General features: G+C 56.2%; 14 protein-coding genes. 7 read left to right on the plus strand and 7 right to left on the minus strand.

Annotated features, from left to right (window positions below; all coding sequences use genetic code 11):
- Nucleotides 1-182 precede the first annotated feature (182 nt).
- The 3 genes from LARV_RS02905 to LARV_RS20285 all read right to left on the minus strand — a co-directional run bounded on the left by LARV_RS02905 (nt 183) and on the right by LARV_RS20285 (nt 3,755).
- Nucleotides 183-1,319, minus strand: a complete 1,137-nt coding sequence (locus tag LARV_RS02905; protein WP_152031670.1) for a DUF5667 domain-containing protein — start codon at nt 1,317-1,319, stop codon at nt 183-185.
- Nucleotides 1,310-1,855, minus strand: coding sequence for a sigma-70 family RNA polymerase sigma factor (locus LARV_RS02910; RefSeq protein ID WP_075072231.1), 546 nt, complete (start codon nt 1,853-1,855; stop codon nt 1,310-1,312). Before LARV_RS02910 ends, LARV_RS02905 begins: the two co-directional genes overlap by 10 nt.
- A 232-nt stretch (nt 1,856-2,087) precedes the next feature.
- Nucleotides 2,088-3,755: a DUF5666 domain-containing protein gene (locus LARV_RS20285; protein WP_075072232.1), complete on the minus strand. Its 1,668-nt coding sequence runs from the start codon at nt 3,753-3,755 to the stop codon at nt 2,088-2,090.
- Nucleotides 3,756-4,153: 398 nt separating this feature from the next.
- Here LARV_RS20285 and LARV_RS20780 point away from each other — a divergent pair, with 398 nt between their 5' ends.
- From LARV_RS20780 to LARV_RS02940, 5 genes are all read left to right on the plus strand, one after another.
- The gene (locus tag LARV_RS20780; RefSeq protein ID WP_075072233.1) at nt 4,154-5,254 is read left to right on the plus strand and encodes an amidohydrolase family protein; all 1,101 of its coding nucleotides are present in this window, start codon (nt 4,154-4,156) and stop codon (nt 5,252-5,254) included.
- A 179-nt stretch (nt 5,255-5,433) separates the two neighbouring features.
- On the plus strand, nt 5,434-6,420 hold the full coding sequence (gene pyrB / locus LARV_RS02925) for an aspartate carbamoyltransferase (protein ID WP_083522277.1): 987 nt from the start codon (nt 5,434-5,436) through the stop codon (nt 6,418-6,420).
- Between the two features lie 137 nt (nt 6,421-6,557).
- Entirely contained in the window at nt 6,558-7,991 is a 1,434-nt protein-coding gene (pyrF, locus tag LARV_RS02930; RefSeq protein ID WP_075072234.1) for an orotidine-5'-phosphate decarboxylase, read from the plus strand.
- Between the two features lie 388 nt (nt 7,992-8,379).
- On the plus strand, nt 8,380-9,447 hold the full coding sequence (locus tag LARV_RS02935) for a quinone-dependent dihydroorotate dehydrogenase (RefSeq protein WP_075072235.1): 1,068 nt from the start codon (nt 8,380-8,382) through the stop codon (nt 9,445-9,447).
- 203 nt (nt 9,448-9,650) lie between these two features.
- Complete coding sequence (locus tag LARV_RS02940) at nt 9,651-10,100, plus strand: hypothetical protein (RefSeq protein WP_075072236.1); 450 nt, start codon at nt 9,651-9,653, stop codon at nt 10,098-10,100.
- Nucleotides 10,101-10,408: 308 nt separating this feature from the next.
- Here the strand turns inward: LARV_RS02940 and LARV_RS02945 are convergent, their stop codons facing one another.
- The 4 genes from LARV_RS02945 to LARV_RS02960 form a co-directional block, all read right to left on the minus strand.
- Nucleotides 10,409-12,235 carry a tetratricopeptide repeat protein gene (locus LARV_RS02945; RefSeq protein ID WP_172797768.1) on the minus strand — a complete coding sequence of 609 codons (1,827 nt, stop codon included), beginning with the start codon at nt 12,233-12,235 and terminating at the stop codon, nt 10,409-10,411.
- A gap of 5 nt (nt 12,236-12,240) precedes the next feature.
- Nucleotides 12,241-13,110 (minus strand): toxin-antitoxin system HicB family antitoxin, encoded by an 870-nt coding sequence (locus tag LARV_RS02950; protein ID WP_075072238.1) that lies wholly within the window; start codon nt 13,108-13,110, stop codon nt 12,241-12,243.
- 17 nt (nt 13,111-13,127) lie between these two features.
- Nucleotides 13,128-13,358, minus strand: a complete 231-nt coding sequence (locus tag LARV_RS02955; protein WP_075072239.1) for a type II toxin-antitoxin system HicA family toxin — start codon at nt 13,356-13,358, stop codon at nt 13,128-13,130.
- 613 nt (nt 13,359-13,971) lie between these two features.
- Nucleotides 13,972-14,721: a class I SAM-dependent methyltransferase gene (locus LARV_RS02960; protein WP_083522278.1), complete on the minus strand. Its 750-nt coding sequence runs from the start codon at nt 14,719-14,721 to the stop codon at nt 13,972-13,974.
- 234 nt (nt 14,722-14,955) lie between these two features.
- On the opposite strand from LARV_RS02960, the gene LARV_RS02965 reads away from it, so the two are divergent.
- Both LARV_RS02965 and LARV_RS02970 read left to right on the plus strand, forming a co-directional pair.
- Entirely contained in the window at nt 14,956-15,981 is a 1,026-nt protein-coding gene (locus LARV_RS02965) for an ABC transporter ATP-binding protein (RefSeq protein WP_083522279.1), read from the plus strand.
- Nucleotides 15,965-16,801, plus strand: a complete 837-nt coding sequence (locus LARV_RS02970) for an ABC transporter permease (RefSeq protein WP_075072241.1) — start codon at nt 15,965-15,967, stop codon at nt 16,799-16,801. The genes LARV_RS02965 and LARV_RS02970 overlap by 17 nt, the downstream gene beginning before the upstream one ends.
- The last annotated feature ends 1 nt before the right edge of the window (nt 16,802 follow it).

The raw sequence follows: 16,802 nt of genomic DNA on the forward strand, positions 1-16,802 counted from the left end.
CCGGGAATATACATTCTCTTTGAATTATTCTTTACAATCCCCTGTTCGATTCTGAAAGAAATATCCTGAAAGTAATGAAATAATGACCACCGCGAGGGATACCCGATCGCCCGCGGCTTTTATCGCGCGGTTCAAATTATCTGCGGTCTACCTCAGCCCATCGAAACCCTTTTGCCTGAGCCTTAGGGCTCCAGCATGGGAGATGGCATGGGCGTCAAAAAGAGTTGCCCGGGATCGTCCGGCGTGGCGGTGGAATCCGGCGGCCGGGTTTTCTCGCGCGGATCCTCGCCGGATGGACGGGTTTCATTCGTTCCGGGCTCCGGATTGCCGCCCGACTCATCCCCGCGCGTGGGTCCGGGCGATATCTTCGCGCCGGGGGTCTTCTCCTGCCTTTCGCTCTCGCTGGAGGGTGCTGGCAAAGTCCGATCCGGTAATTTTCCACCCCGGCCATCGTTCAGGCGCATCGACAGCGCCAGGAAATCGTCCACTGAAGGCCGGATGGCGGTAATTCGAACTTTTTGGCCCGCTGCCGGCGGCCGGTCGACCTGGGTTTGGTCTGTAATCGACACCCAGATACCGCTGACCGCCCAGCGCTCTCCCTCATGGTCGGCCAACACACCCCTGAGATCAAAGAAACGCAATTGCAGCGCATTCACCTGCACCTGCCCATCCGATTGCACCTGGCCATGGACTTCGATATACGATCCCGCCAATTTCTGAGCAACCCCGCGCTGCTCCGCATCGAGTTGCAGCGGAATGCCGCCCACCACCCAGGGCTGGTCGCCCCCGCCGGAAAGGAAACCGGCAAAATTGACCGGCTGCCCGCTGCCCAGTTCCACCAGCCGGACGGCTTCGTCGACCCGGCGCTGGTCGAATGTCTCTTCCAACAGCAATTTGCCGGCCGGATCGGACGACGCAAAGGCAAGTTGTGCCTGTTCGAGGGCAAGCTTCATGGGATATAGCGTCTGTCCGGGCAGGGCCGAGGCTGAACGCAGACCGGTGAAGAATACAGCGCCGGCCACGATTGCCAAAATCACCGCCAGATTGAGCGCCAAATGAAGGCGCTGGAAAGAAGCAGACGTCCGTATCGCCCGAGCATCGGCTGCGCGTAAAAAACAGGCCCGGCTGCGCGCCACGGCCGCACGCGGCACGGTTCGCTGATCGGACTGGCGCAGCCAGCGGGCTGTTTCCAGCAGCGGAGCCAGTTCGGCGGAGAATTCACCGCATTCCGCCAACACCTGGTCCATGGGCTCGCCAGCCTGCAGCTTGCTCAAGGCCTCATTCAAAACCAGGTTCACATCCGGCTGCTTCATAGCCATTTGCCTCTTTCATCCATCGCCCGCCGCAGGGACGCCAGGGCGCGAAACTGCAACACTTTGACCGCATTCACCGATTTGCCCAGAATCTGGGCGGTTTCTTCCAACGATAACTCCTGAGAAAATCGCAGCGCCAGTACATTTTGCTGATCCTCAGTCAGTTTCCATAACGCCTGCCGTAATGCCTGGTGATCCTGGCTCTGTTCGGCGGCCTGTTCGGGCGATTCCCCGCCGGACAGGTCTTCGTGATGGTCCAGATCCGTTTCCGGACGCTGGTACTGGCGCCGGTAGTGATCGCTGACCAGGTGAGATGCCGTGCCAATCAACCAGGCGCGCAGGTTCTGGATGGAACTCGAGCGCTGGTGGATTCGATCCAACAGGCGCACGAACGTCTCGGAAGTGATATCCTCACACGCCTGTGAATCCTCCAGCCGGTAGCTGACGTAGCGGTAGACCAGCGGATAGAGCTGATCGTGCAAAGCCGCCAGGGATTGCATATCCCGTTTTTTTGCGCGCGCTAGAAGGTGCTCAAGCGTCATGACCGTTGCTACTTTTGCGTTTACTTTCCCAGTCAGACAAAGTGAATCTGTTTTATTTGGATATTGTCGACCGTTTGAGTATACCTTAAGTCGGGCTGTCCCTCAACCACCGGCTGGTTGTTTACTGCCTTGCGGAGGGCGGTAGAATCCCGTCCTCCGCAAGGCCTTCATTGGTAATGTGCAAACCCTGCGCCGGCCGAAAGGTCAAATTTCGGGCCGCGCAAGAGAGTGGCTAATGCCGTCCGCCATTGGAAAAGCCGTCCTCACCGTTGTCAGGATGTTGGCCGGCGCGGTCATTATTGGAATTGTTTCCATTATTACCGCCAGCGCCGGAATTTCCATGGCCACGCTCGCCCGGTTCGGGGGTCGCGGTGCCGGGACCAACGTTCCGGCCATCATGACCGACATCCATCAACAGTTTGATCTCATGAGCGGTCAATGTGCCGCCTGAATCGAAGACTTTCACCTGAACGAAGTCACCCACCTGCGGGGAGAACTTGATCACGGTATCCGAGGTCACGGCGACCGAAACGCCGGAGACGACCCACAGGTTGTCGCTGATCGATTCGACAATGCCGTTGAACCTGGATTCACCGACCATGGGGCTGTTATCGTTCTTGGACTTGATCTGGTTGGCCGTGATGACGCCGTTGACGTCCAGGGCCTCGACCATCACATAATCGCCCACCTGCGGCGAACCCTTGATCATGGTATCCGGGGTGATGGCCACCGTCTGGCCGGAAATCACCCACATGTCTGCGCTGATCGACTGGACAACGCCGCTGAACTTGATCCGGTTTCCACCCGGAACGCCGCCGTGTCCGCCCCCTTCCCCGGTCTCGACGGCTTTGATCTCACTGGCCAGCATCGTACCGTCTGGCTGAATGGTGCCTTCGGCCATCGCCATATCACCGACCGCCAAACCGCTGGCGATCTGAGTGGTGGCGTCCGTCTGAATGTTGAACCCACCGATCACCCACAGCGTATCGGTGATGGATTCGACGACGCCCTTGACCTCGAACTTAACGACGCCGACTTCAGGATTCTCAGCCAACCGGACTTCGAGCGCCGTCAGGCTGCCATCGGATGCGCGCAAGCCATCCACGGTGACGATATCGCCCACCTGAGGATTGTCTTTGATCTCGGTCTCAGGGGTAATGGCGAAGGTCAGGCCGTCCACCTTCAGCGAGGCGCTGTCCATGGCAAGCAACTCGCCGGTTACCTCGATCTTCGCCTCACCCGAAGGGATTGGCGTCGGGGTTACCGTGGGAGTTACGGTTTCGGTGGGGGTTACCGTCACCGTCGGAGTGGCCGTGGGGGTAGGGGTTTCTTCCACGAAGAGCTCGATGCTCAACGCCTGGAGTTTGCCGTCCACCACCACACCGTTCACTTCCACCATGTCGCCCACCAGAATGCCAGCCTCGATCTGAGTACCGGTATCCACCAGTACGGTCTGATCGCCGATTTGCCAACTGGTATCACCGATGGAAACGACCGTATCGTGGAAATTAAAGGTCACCACGCTCGCCGGCAGGTCCAGACTTTCAGACCGCTGGACATCCACCGCATAGCGGGTCGCGTCCGGCAACGCCAGCGCGCGTACGCGTACCGGCGTGCCAACGGTCAGGTTCCGGGCCAGACTGGTCTGGTCGTCCACCCGGAAGGCGATGTCCGCCACCTGCAGGCTGGAATCGGAAATCGCCTGCACGTTTCCGGTAAAGAAAATTTGACCAAGCTGCGGCAGGGCCGCAATGGAAACGCCCGCCAGGGCGTTTACGGCTGAGGCGCTGGATGATGAAGCGCCGGGAGCAGCCACACCCGCGCATGCACTGAGCAGCAGCGCGGAGAGCACCACGATAAAACGCAGTGAGTTGGCTGCCGATAAGATCTTCTTATTCATCACGTTCCTCCTTTGGTTCGATTTGCTGAGTACAGATAAAAGGCTTACGCCTATTTCCATAGTCGCAGGATGGCTGAAAAAGTTACGGGGAGAAATGGGGCCTGGATGACGAAGGCCAGACCCGCCGATTCAGGATTCTTCGAATCGCGAAGAATGCAATTGTGAAGGGCCTGGAGGATGATTTCTCATCCATGCCGAATTTACAACGAATCCTGTCTTTTCCCTTGACAACCGGCCGCTTTTGCCTATAATCCATCCGACATGTACGAACAAACGTGTGTGACCCCTCCATCGAAAATTCAGCCTACGCCCCGGGTTTCTGGGGCGTTTCTTTTCCCCGCTTTTCACCACCCCGAGAATCTTCTCGGGGTGTTTTTTTACCCCGTGGAGGTGAAGCCATGTTGAAACTGCCCGGTCTGATCGACCCGCACGTGCACATGCGCGAACCCGGCGGCGAGCACAAGGAAGATTGGGACAGCGGCACGGCGGCCGCCCTGGCCGGCGGCTTCACCCTGGTGCTGGCCATGCCCAACACCAAACCGCCGGTTACCGACGCCGCCACGTTCGAGCTCACATTGGCCGCTGCGGGAGGCAAGGCGCGCTGCGATTATGCCCAATATCTCGGCGCGGGCGCCGATAACGCCGCCGAGGCCGCGGCCCTGGCCGGACGCGCGGCCGGCTTGAAGATGTACCTCGACCAGACCTACGGTCCCCTGCGCCTGGATGACATGACGCTGTGGATGCAGCATTTCGAGCGCTGGCCGGCGGACCGGCCGATCGTGGTGCACGCCGAGAGCCGCAGCATGGCTGCGACGCTGCTGCTGGCCGGGCTCTTCGACCGCCCGGTGCATATCGCGCATATCTCGCTGCGCGAAGAAATCCTGCTCATCCGCAAAGCAAAAGAGCGCGGCCTCAAAGTCACCTGCGAAGTAACCCCGCACCACTTATTTCCTCCCCCACCCAACCCTCCCCCAAATTTACGAAATTTGGGGGAGGGCCAGGGAGGAGGTGGAGGTCGATTGGAAGTCCGTCCGCGCCTCAATACCCCCGCCGACCGGCAGGCATTGTGGGACAACCTGGACTGCATTGACTGCTTTGCCACCGACCACGCCCCGCACACCCTGGCCGAAAAAGACGGGCCCAACCCGCCGCCGGGCTTCCCCGGCCTCGAAACGGCCCTACCGCTCCTGTTAAGCGCCGTCCATGCCGGCCGCCTGACCCTGGACGATATCATCCTGCGCAGTTACACCAATCCGCGCCGGATCTTCCACCTGCCCGAGCAGCCCGACACCTGGATCGAAATCGACCCGGACGCCGAATGGACCATTCACGCGGTGGATACCTTCACCCGTTGCGGCTGGACGCCATACGAAGGCCAGCCCGTGCGCGGCCGTGTCACGCGCGTGGTGCTGCGCGGAAAGGAAGCCTACCAGGAAGGAAAGGTGACAGCCGAACCCGGGACAGGGAAGAACGTAAGAATGATGAATGAGGAATGCTGAATGATGAATGAAAAGAGATTGTTGATTTGTGATTGCTGATTTCTGACTGAAGAAGAAAATTCTTCTTCGGTTCACGTTTCGCGAATACCGAAATGCCGAATACCGCATCAACGAATACCGCATCCACGAATACCGCATCCACAATTACCGATTTTTATACCCCAAAGGAGATTTCCAAAATGCATATTCCACCCGCACGCCGCTTCAGCCCCTATCTGCCCTTCGGCGAAAACAAAGAATCCGCCTGGTACGGCAAGGACATTCTCACGGTCAAACAGTTTGGCGTCGACGACCTGAACTACATCTTCGGCGTGGCCAATGAAATGCGCGGCATGGTCAAGCGCGTCGGCACGTTCGACCTGCTCAAGGGCAAGATCCTGGCCAACCTGTTCTACGAACCCTCCACGCGTACCTCCTCCAGCTTCACCTCGGCCATGGAACGCCTGGGCGGCTCGGTCATCCCGATCAATGAGGTGAAATACTCCTCGGTTTCGAAGGGCGAGAGCCTGGCCGACACGGTGCGAACGCTGGAATGTTACGCCGATGTGATCGTCCTGCGCCATCCCGAGGTCGGTTCGGCGGCGCTGGCGGCCAAATACGCCCGCAAACCGGTCATCAACGCCGGCGACGGCATCGGCGAACACCCCACCCAGGCCCTGCTGGATACCTTCACCATCTTCGCCGAATTGGGCAGCGCCGACGGCCTGACCGTGACCATGCTGGGCGACCTGAAGTACGGCCGCACGGTGCACTCGCTGGCCCGCCTGCTCTCGTTATTCAATGTCAAGATCAACTACGTCTCGCCCGACATCCTGCGCATGCCGCAGGAAGTGATGGACGAGGTCAGCGAGAAGGGCATTCCCCAGCAGGTCTGCGACCGGCTCGAGGACGTGCTGCCGCAAACCGATGTGCTCTACGTGACCCGCGTTCAGAAGGAACGCTTCGAGGATCCGGCCAATTACGAGCTCGTCAGGCACCAGTTCGTGGTCAACCCCGAGATCATGAAGCTTGCCAAGTCTGAAATGATCGTCATGCACCCGCTGCCGCGCGTCGGTGAGATCAGCATGGATTTCGACGAGGATCCCCGCGCAGCCTACTTCCGCCAGATGGAATACGGCCTGCACGTCCGCATGGCCCTGCTGGCGATGGTGTTGGGAAAGGCGTAAGAGTGTTCTGAGTTGATGAGTTCTGAGTGGATGCGGTTTGTATCTTAATCTCATACCTCATAACTCATTGATTTCTTAATTCACTTTTACCTTTCTCATTTTGGATTAATCTTGATTCAACCGGTATAATTAGCCCCATGACCACCTCATTCTTCACCCAACTGGACGAACGCGCCCGCCGCACCGGCTCTCTGCTGTGCATCGGGCTGGACCCGCACGCCGCCGACCTGCCGGAGTTCACCGCCCAGGCCGCGCGTGACTTCTGCCTGCGGTTGATCGATGCCACACGCGACATAGCCCTGGCCTACAAGCCCAATACCGCCTTTTTCGAGGCGCTGGGTGCGCCCGGCTGGCAGGCGTTGCGTGAGGTGATCGACGCAGTGCCGCACGGCGCTCCCGTCATCCTCGACGCCAAACGCGGCGACATCGCTTCCACCGCCGAGGCCTATGCCGAATCAGCGTACGGTCTGCTCGGCGTGGATGCCGTAACGATCAACCCCTACATGGGCTACGATTCGCTCGAACCCTTCCTGAAGAGCGGCAAGGGCGTCTTCCTGGTGTGCAAAACCTCCAATCCCGGCACCATCGACGTGCAGGACCTGAAACTGGCCGGGGAAGGCAAGCCATTGTGCCTGTATGAAAAAGTGGCCCTGCTGGCCCAGGAATGGAACGACGATAACAACAACATCGGCCTGGTGGTGGGCGCCACGCACCCCGAGGCGCTGCACCGCATCCGCACGCTGACGCCCAACCTGTGGTTCCTGGCGCCCGGCGTGGGCGCCCAGGGCGGCGACCTGCGGGCTGCCCTGCAGGCCGGACTGCGTCCGGATGGGCTGGGCATGCTCATCCCCGTGGCGCGCGCCATCAGCCGCGCCGCCGATCCGCGCGCCAAGGCTCTGGAACTGGCCGCCGAAATTCGCCAGGTGCGCGAGGAAGTCCTGGCGCATCCCGAAATCGTCGAAAAGGCGCGCAAACGCCAGGTCTCGTCCGAATTGGCCGAGGGTCTGTTGAGCGCAGCCTGCGTGCGCTTCGGTCAGTTTACCCTCAAATCCGGGCTGATTTCGCCCATCTACATCGATCTGCGCCAGCTCGTTTCGCATCCGGATCTGCTGGCTCAAGCGGCCGCCGCCTATAAGCCGCTGCTGGACGAATTGCAGTTCGACCGTATGGCCGCGCTGCCCTACGCCGGGCTGCCCATCGCCACCGCCATCAGCTTGCAAAACGGCTGGCCGGTCATCTACCCGCGCAAGGAAGCCAAGACGTACGGCACACGCGCCGAGGTGGAGGGCGAATATCACGCCGGCGAGCGCGTGGCGATCATCGATGATCTGGCCACCACCGGCGGCTCCAAGTTCGAAGCCATCGACAAGTTGACCCAGGCCGGCCTGGAAGTCCACGACGTGGTGGTCCTCATCGACCGCCAGTCCGGCGCGCGCGAATCGCTGGAGGCGGCCGGCATTCATTTGCACGCCGTGCTCACCCTGACCGATCTGTTGGACTACTGGGAGCGGACCGGCCGCATCCCACCCGAACAGATCGCCGCCGTGCGTACCTTCCTCGAAGGTGAATAAAGAGGATTTACCCACGGAGACACGGAGAAGAGGATGAAAAAAAGAGAAGAAACGAGGAATAAAACTCCATTTCTTCTCTTTTTTTGAGTGTTCTCTTTGTTTTCGAAGTTTCTCGTAGATTGGGTGGAGCCAATCAAGGCAACCTTTTCAATTCAGAATTGCCGCGACCTATCTGAAACCCAACATCGATCCCCAACGTTGGGTTTCGAGGTGAGGAATATGCCCATTGAATACCGTAATCCCCCACCTCTCAACCCAACCTACCGGCTCCGTGGTGAATCCTCTTCTCTTCCTCAACGATCTCTTCTCCGTGACCTCCGTGTCTCCGTGGTGAATCCTCTTCTCTGCGATCTCTGAATCTCTGTGGTGAATTTCATAAGGACCCCTAATGTCTACACCCTACCGCATCGTTCGTCCGCTCATCTTTCGCCTGACCCCTGAACAGGCGCACACCTCCACCATTGCACTGCTCCGCCTGGGGGGCAGCCTGGGGATTGGACGCTGGGTACTGCGCGCCTGGTTCCACACTCGCGAGCAGGGACCCGCCGTGCAGGCTTTCGGCCTGACCTTTCCCAACCCGCTCGGCATGGCCGCCGGTTACGACAAGGATGGCCTGGGCTGGCGCGGGCTGGCCTGCCTGGGCTTCGGCCACATCGAGATCGGCACGGTCACGCCCAAAGCGCAGCCCGGCAACCCCAAACCGCGCATCTTCCGCCTGGTCGAAGAGGAGGGCGTGATCAACCGCATGGGATTCCCCAACCGCGGCGCCGAATTCATGGCACGCCGCCTGCGCGCCCCGCACCCCAGGGGGCTGGTGCTGGGCGTCAACATCGGCAAGAACAAGGTCACCCCACTGGAGGAATCCGTCAGCGACTATCTGAGCCTGTTCGATACCTTCGCCCCGCTCAGCGACTATCTGGCGGTCAACATCAGCTCGCCCAACACACCCGACCTGCGCAAATTGCAGTCCAGGCAGGCGCTGGAAGAGCTCCTGGCGCCGCTGGCCGCCCGGCGCGCCGAATACACACGCGCGAGCGGCCGTTCGATGCCGCTGCTGGTCAAACTGGCGCCCGATTTGAACGACGCGGAACTGGACGAGGCGCTCGACGTGATCCTTCAGCAGGGCATGGACGGAGTCATCATCCACAACACCACCGTCCGGCGCGACCTGGTCAAAACCTCCGCCAAGGCCGGCGAGACCGGCGGGTTGAGCGGGCGCCCGATCAATGCCATGAACACCGCGATGCTGCGCAAGGTGGTGGCGCGCACGGGCGGCAAACTGCCGGTGGTGGCCAGCGGCGGGGTGATGTGCGCGGCGGATGCCCAGGAAAAACTGGACAACGGCGCCGTTCTGGTGCAGCTCTACACCGGCCTGATCTACGAAGGCCCCGGCCTGGTGCGGGATATCTTGAACGCCGGGATGAGAATATCGCGTCCGTCAGGCTTCGCGCGCTGACCAGGAACCTCTCGAATTTAAGGGCGCAGCCTGGAATCCGGACCGCATCGATCGGTCCGTGCCAGGCTGCGCCCGGCTTGAAGCATCTCATTGCTGCCCGATAATTCCATCTTGCTCCAAAGACCTTCGGCGCGCATCCTGCCAATCCGACCGTTCCAAATACTTCACGAAATCCTTTGTTCAATCGCCAAAAGGAGGTCGAAATGTCCGATGAGGTTTTGAAACTGATTCCCCTTTCACCGACTTATGTGCCGGACAACGAAATCCTGAAAACAGCCGTCGCCCGGGTGCGGGAATATTTTCCGAAAGCCGAACGAATCGAGATGGAAATCAGCGAATCGCCTCAATTCATCGATCCGGGCAGCAACCTCGAACGAATTACATGCCCGATCTGCAATGCTGTTCTTGAGGATGGCTGGTGGCAGGATGCCATGGACAAAGCATCCGAAAATGGGTTTCGGGACCTGGCGGTCGAACTTCCCTGTTGCGGGCAGAAAACAACCTTGAACGATCTTCGGTATCAATGGCCGGCCGGTTTTGCACAGTTTTCGATTGAAATCCACAATCCTGAAGCAGAAGATCCCGAAGCCGTTTTGCCCGATCTGGCAGACTTTCTGGGAAGCCCGCTGAGAATCATCCGGGCGCATTATTAAGCAGCAAACAGTATCCCCGTTACACCCGAAGGGTGCTGGACCCTTACGGCGAAGAAGCCGGGCCTCTGCTGCTCGCCCACTGACGACGTTAGGGCACAGTGGGGAATCCGGACCGCATCGATCGATCTGTGACAAGCTGCGCCTGATCCGCGTCGGCGACTTCCGCCCGGGGCATGTTCTGCGGATCGTGATGGACGAGGATAAGGGCCAGGCGGTGGGATATTTGGTAGAAGAGAATAAGGCGTGAGTGGTGGGGAGTGATCCGGTTTTCAATGAGTAAAACGGATTCTAAGTAGCGATAATGCCAATTATTTACTTAGAACCATCCACGCTCTAAGGGCAGATTCATCAGGTGTATTATTAACCGCGTTCAATACCTGATTCCATGTTTCAATAGCAGCTGAAAGATCTCCCTTAGCTGCTTCCACACAACCAGCGATCATCCCAACAAGCGATTTATTTGCTGAATCTTTTCTTAGGTCTTCTACAATACTCTGCGCTCGCGTTATCTGAGTCGCTGCCATGGCAGCCGCAGCACCACATGCGCGCGCCGCATCTTCCAGTGTCATCAGTCGTCCAGGAATTGAGATCGGATCAGGTTGCATTTTTCCATTGACCCAGAAAGATACTCTCAGCATTGCTTCTTCTTTCCTATATTTTGATTCTAGGACTGCCGCAGACGCTTTCCGCGATTTTTCATAAGCACCAGTTATATTGTAAAGATATGCGAGGTCGCAGTGGGCTATTTCCCCAAATAAACCGACTTTGGGATGATCTGCCACCTGTATCAACAATTCTTCAGCTTGAGTAGTCTCTCCTTTTTCGATTAGGAAATACCCAAGATTTGAAGAAAAACGCCCATCATTTGGTTTGAGATCTACCAGTTGGCGATAAACCGCTATAGCAGGTTCACTCAAACCATGCTGATAGAAATCTGCTCCAATATCTGCTAGCACGTTCAACCGTTCTTCCGATTTCTTTTCAAGATACGGTCGAATAAAATTCAATGCTTCCTGACTACGTCCCAATTGATGGAGAACTTTAAATTTCAGTGCAGCCAACCGCTCCATGAGATCCGGATTGGAGACCGAATCAAGAATTTCCAAAGCCTGATTTGCCTGATTTGTGGTGGACAAAATTTCAACGGGGTATTGATAAAAACGATGATCATTCGGAATTTCCTGTCGGGCAAGTGTCATCTCAGCCACAGCGTTTTCCAAATGTCCTAATCTTATGAAAGCAGCGAATCGCTGTAGATACAATACTGCAAGAACCGGTTCAGCCTCAGCCTTTCCTTCGGCTTTTGAATGGATGATCTCGATGCCTTTTTGAGATGCCAGCAGAGCTTGATCAAATTGACCTAAACTTAAGAGTACATCCGATTTGGCCTGCCAGTTGCGATAATGGTTGGGGTTAATAGCGATTGCACGCTCAGCTGCCTCCAAACCTTTATCAAAGTTTCTTGCCTCGTTATAACATTGGGCTAAACCACGCCATGCTCGATCAAACTGCGGGTCTATTTCTACGGCTTTCTGCAATAGATGAGTTGCATAAATACAGTCATTGGTAAGAAGGCAAGTCAAAGCTAATTCTGATAGGGTTCGAGCAGTTGTCGATATCTCAACAACAGCCGTAAGAACGTTTCGAGCCTCTTGCGGATCACCTTGGTCAAGCAGGTAGCGACCATAACGAATACCGAATTCTGTATTCTTTGATTGTTCCCATGCGGTTTTTAAAGTTACTTGGATTTTTTCTTCACGTCCAGGAAGGTGATGAAAGGCTTCCAATAAGCCATCCAAACTAAGCGAATCAGTTGGATTTTTCTGAAGATGCTTTTCTAAGTAGGGTAATGCTTCGGAGTATCGGTTTTGAGAAATTAAGAAAAGTCCTAATCCTTGTAGAGCTTCCGTATTATCTGGCTCGATCTCAAGGGCTTTGCGAAAAAATATTTCAGCCTGTGCATCACTGCTTGTTGCTTGATATAGAGCTCCTAGCAAAACATAGGCTGGTGCGAAACCTGGATCATCATGGATTGCATCCTGTAGAACCTCAATTGCCTTTAAATCGTATCCCGCCTGACGTAATAAAATTGCAGATGAAACCAGCAGTGCTGATTTGTTTTGAGGAAGGGTCATCTTTGTCACCATTTGTTCACGGGTTCTACTATCGTATTCGAGGTTTCGGATTCACACATGGATGTGGTCGCAGAAAATCGGCTTTTTTCGAGTATCTGCATACGGCTTTGAATTGGATGATTGATGGCCCCAACAATCATACCGATTTGTTCGCGCATTTGTTCAGCCTTAAGTACCTTCTGATTCATATCGCAATTCAATTCAAGGAGTTCAGAGAATTCCATCAAGAATTGGCTAAGTGAACGTAGGATGGGACTGCGCTCCCAGTGTTCTTTTAGTAATTCAGATAAAGCCTTTGCTTTCGCCAGTGCTTGTTCAAAATTCCTTTTTTCGCAATCTATCTGAATATCATACAGGTTTTGATCAAGCCAATTAGCGAATAAACGCTCATCCATTACACCAGCTTCATGCCCCATACCAACATCATGTAATATATGCTGTATAGCAGAAGAGATTCCTGGCCATGTTGAAGTCGTGGAGACTTCTTCAGCCTTGACTGCGTTCGCAGGAAATTGAGCGGTTGACTCCCCAACTGCTTCAGCCAATGCGGTATTAATCCATTGGTTCAGGCTAACCCTATCGCGATCAGCAGCTTCTACCAATTTACGGTGAAGTGCCTTCGGAACACGAGTATTGAACTTGCCACTGTATTCTTCTTCCTCACGAGGTTCTGGGATTGGTTCTCCGTCTTCCAATTCGCCCTTGATCCAACCATACATGGCATCATTTAAATTATGCAATGCTTCTTCAGGCGAATTACCCTGACTCATGCAATTCGGTAACTCTTTAACTCGGGCAAACCAAATGCCGCTAGCTTCTGGGATCAATTCGCGGGTATATGGCAACCCAAGGTAGTATTCAATATTCTTATTCATCGTATCATTCCTAATTTTCAATCAAGATCACGGATTTCTCGAATAATCCGTAATGCTTCTTTGACTATGTGAATCGCTAGAGGATTCTGTTTGATCGGTATAGGAAATCGCCGGTAACCAGGCTTTTTATACTGTACATGGTCTCCTTCTTGACCCTTGTTTTCGAAACCGTATTCTTCAAGTAATTCCATCAATTGCTTTGGAGTGACATTCGAAGGGTTACGCTTTATTCGTTCATAAAGATCCATGTCGGCCTCGTTATAGTACCATATACAGTACCAATTGTCAACTGTCTTTTACGAGTTGATAAGTTTTGGCTTTTGAATTTTGACAATGTTGTTGTTCATTGAGATCGTTTTGAAATTACATTTGACTCATGTAGGAGGAAAAAGAACTTTCTAGATTTTCTTCATTCAATAGGTGTTATCAATCCCAACATGCTCCATAGCATTATAATGAGCTTTGTGATATTCTCGGTCACCACACGACTAAAATTTCACTACTGATATGATAAAAACAGCAATAATTGATTCCGCTTACCGGAGGTTGATTATAGACATGAATGGAATCCTTCGATTCTGCGAATAAAAGGTTGTGAAAGAACATCTGGTTTGTTCAGGCGTATGATCGATCTGACTTTTCATGATATTTTGTTATTATCGATTTTTTTCCCGAATTCATCCCCTTTTATTTCCAGAGAGAATAATTGTTAAGGAGTTACTTTCATGTAATCAATGTTAAAAGGACACATTAAAAGTGTACATGTTGATAAAAAATGCGTCAAATACAAAGAAGTAATTTCTTGATCTTCGAATTTTAGATTTTCATAGTTTTTAAATAAGGTGTAAGAATACTCCACACTCAGCCTTTCTTCCACACCTCGTAGTGCCCCAGCCTTCCCCCCTGGCCGTCCGACTCGTACGTCTCAACAACCTTAAAGCCAGTCAGTTCCGCCAGCCGCCCCAGTTCCTCCGGCGTGAAGCGGTGCACGTACCTGAGGCCGACCTGTTCCGGCTGTCCGGGCAGGGCATAGCGCCAGTCCAGCAGCGTATCCCCCTCGTCCACGTCAGCGTCCACCAGCCCGATGCGCTCCCAGGGCTGGACGCGCGCCAACAGCTTGGGACTGTGCTGGAACTGCCAGTTGGAGTGGATGAACAGCCCGCCCTCCGGCATCAGCCCGCGCACCTGCCGGATGACTGCCACGCGCAAGGCTTCCCCGGGAAGGTGGTGCAGCGCCGCGAAGCACAGCACGCCGTTGAAAGGTCCTGCGCAGGCCTTCGACCAGTCGCCGGCCAGATCGCCGGGCTCGTAACGGATCTCCAGCTCCGGCGTCGACAGTCCCTGCGTCTCGCGGCGCGCCTCATCCAGCAGCGCCTCGCTAGAGTCGATGCCCAGGTACAGCCCCTGCCGCCCGCTCGCGGCCCATTCCACGCCCAGCGCGCCCGATCCGCAGCCCAGGTCCAGCCAACGGCCGCTGTGTGGCACCCATTCGGTCAGCGCGCGGCGCACGCCGGGCTGAATCCGGAGTCTAGTCTTTGCGAACGCGGGACCAAAATTCTGGTAGAATTTTAAATTAAGGGATAGCAGGCGGGCGATCGTGTCGGGTTTCATGGTGTTTGACGGGAAGGTGTGCTGTGGTTGGAAGTGTTTCGCTGTAATGTGTCAATGAGTGATGGGTAATGTGTGATTTGTAATGAGTGAAGAGGAATGAGGAATTAGAAATTTATAAGCTTTTCCCTCATCACTCTGAACTCAGACCTCATTACTCATAACGGGTTTGTTATTTCCGCGGCCTCCGCGCCGCGTCCTCTTCCTCAGTTTATCATACTCCCCATGGGAGGCGTTATGGCTTCGGAATACTCCATCGAGACCGAAGGACTCGGTCGCGTCTATAAATTGCGTGAAAACAAGAAGAAGGATCAGCCCAAAGAGCTGATTGCCCTGAGCGATGTCAATTTACGCGTGCGCCGCGGCGAGCTGTTCGGCCTGCTGGGCCCCAACGGCGCTGGCAAGACCACGCTGATCAAGATCCTCACCACGCTGCTGGCGCCCTCCACCGGCTGGGCGCGCGTGGCCGGCTTCGACGTGCTGCGCGAGACGGTCAAAGTCCGCCCTTGCATCAACATGGTCTCCGGCGGTGAATCCTCCGGTTACGGCCTGCTGACCGTGCGCGAGAATCTGTGGATGTTCACCCAGTTCTACGGCATCCCTTCGGCGCTGGCCTATCAGCGCATCGACGCGCTGCTGGCTACCTTCGGGTTGGCCGACCGCGCCAAGACGAAATCCTCCGACCTCTCGACCGGCCTGCGGCAGAAGATGAACATCATCCGCGGCCTGATGACCGATCCCGAGGTGCTCTTTCTCGACGAACCCACCCTGGGACTGGATGTAGGCGCATCCCGCGACGTGCGCAACTTCGTGCGCCGCTGGGTGGACGAGAACCCGGCCCGCACCCTGCTGCTGACCACGCACTACATGGTCGAAGCGGATGAGCTGTGCGATCGGGTGGCCATCATCAACAAGGGGCGCGTGCTGGCCTGCGACACGCCGGCCGCATTGAAGCGCCAACTGCAAAAAGAATCCATCTTCAACCTGGACGTCAGCCCGCTGAACGGGCTGGGCACGGCGCCTTTCGAGGCGCTGCCGGGTGTGCGCAAGGTGCTGCATACCCGGGCGGACGGCTACTCGCAGGTGCAGTTCTACCTGGCCGAGGAAGCTGCCCTGGCCGGTGTGGTGGAGACGCTCACCCGCAACAGCATCCGCATTCTCAACCTGCAAAAGCGCGAGCCGACCCTGGAGGATGTGTTCGTCACGCTGGTCGGGCGCAGTATGTCCGACGAGGAGAAAAACGCCAATGGAAACCCCGATTGAGAAAAACACCGGTTGGCGGCTGTTTATTCAAACCATTCTCGGGCGCGCTTACCCGCGTGTGATCGGCCTGCAGCGCGAGAAATCCTGGCTGTTCTTCGATTCCTTTCTGCCGCTGCTCTCGGTGGCCGCCTACGTGTTCGTCTACCGCGCCATCGGCGCTCCGGAGGAATATGTCGGTTTTGTCATTGTGGGCGGCGCGATGACCGCCTTCTGGATGAACATCCTGTGGAGCATGTCCAGCCAGCTCTACTGGGAAAAAGAAACCGGCAACCTGGCCCTGTACATCCTCTCACCCGCCAACCTGATGGCCATCCTGCTGGGCATGGCCATCGGCGGGCTGGTGGCCACGGCGGTGCGCGCCGGAGCCATCATCCTGGTGGGCAGCCTGATCTTCCATGTGCAGTACGCCGTTGGCAACCTGTTTCAACTGCTGGCCGTGTTCCTGCTTTCGATGACGGCGCTCTACGGCATGGGCATGATGACCTCGTCGATCTTCCTGCTGCTCTCGCGCGAGGCCTGGCACATTGCCAACCTGGCCCAGGAACCGGTCTACCTGGTTTCGGGCTTCTACTTTCCGATCAAGAGCTTCAACTTCTGGGTGGCGGCGGCCGCTTCGATCATCCCGCTCACCCTGGGATTGGACGCCATGCGCCAGTTGGTCTTCCCTTCCGGCCCGCTGCTGGGCTTCGTGAGCGTGAACGTGGAGATCGGGGTGCTGATTGCCCTGAGCGTGATCTTCCTGGTGGGCGCGCGCCTGCTGCTTGAAAAGATGGAACGGCTGGCCATCCGCGAAGGCCGCCTGACAGAAAGCCGGAGGTGAG

The organism is Longilinea arvoryzae, assembly GCF_001050235.1.
GTDB classification, from domain to species: Bacteria; Chloroflexota; Anaerolineae; order Anaerolineales; family Anaerolineaceae; genus Longilinea; species Longilinea arvoryzae.

Excerpts from the sequence above, each read along its gene's own strand:
- LARV_RS20780 (WP_075072233.1), top strand. The coding sequence starts at position 4,154 with ATGTTGAAACTGCCCGGTCTGATCGACCCGCACGTGCACATGCGCGAA.
- LARV_RS02905 (WP_152031670.1), bottom strand. The coding sequence starts at position 1,319 with ATGGCTATGAAGCAGCCGGATGTGAACCTGGTTTTGAATGAGGCCTTG.
- LARV_RS20285 (WP_075072232.1), bottom strand. The coding sequence starts at position 3,755 with ATGAATAAGAAGATCTTATCGGCAGCCAACTCACTGCGTTTTATCGTG.
- LARV_RS02955 (WP_075072239.1), bottom strand. The coding sequence starts at position 13,358 with ATGGATCTTTATGAACGAATAAAGCGTAACCCTTCGAATGTCACTCCA.
- LARV_RS02970 (WP_075072241.1), top strand. The coding sequence starts at position 15,965 with ATGGAAACCCCGATTGAGAAAAACACCGGTTGGCGGCTGTTTATTCAA.
- LARV_RS02910 (WP_075072231.1), bottom strand. The coding sequence starts at position 1,855 with ATGACGCTTGAGCACCTTCTAGCGCGCGCAAAAAAACGGGATATGCAA.
- LARV_RS02935 (WP_075072235.1), top strand. The coding sequence starts at position 8,380 with ATGTCTACACCCTACCGCATCGTTCGTCCGCTCATCTTTCGCCTGACC.
- LARV_RS02960 (WP_083522278.1), bottom strand. The coding sequence starts at position 14,721 with ATGAAACCCGACACGATCGCCCGCCTGCTATCCCTTAATTTAAAATTC.
- LARV_RS02940 (WP_075072236.1), top strand. The coding sequence starts at position 9,651 with ATGTCCGATGAGGTTTTGAAACTGATTCCCCTTTCACCGACTTATGTG.
- LARV_RS02965 (WP_083522279.1), top strand. The coding sequence starts at position 14,956 with ATGGCTTCGGAATACTCCATCGAGACCGAAGGACTCGGTCGCGTCTAT.
- pyrF (WP_075072234.1), top strand. The coding sequence starts at position 6,558 with ATGACCACCTCATTCTTCACCCAACTGGACGAACGCGCCCGCCGCACC.
- LARV_RS02945 (WP_172797768.1), bottom strand. The coding sequence starts at position 12,235 with ATGACCCTTCCTCAAAACAAATCAGCACTGCTGGTTTCATCTGCAATT.
- pyrB (WP_083522277.1), top strand. The coding sequence starts at position 5,434 with ATGCATATTCCACCCGCACGCCGCTTCAGCCCCTATCTGCCCTTCGGC.
- LARV_RS02950 (WP_075072238.1), bottom strand. The coding sequence starts at position 13,110 with ATGAATAAGAATATTGAATACTACCTTGGGTTGCCATATACCCGCGAA.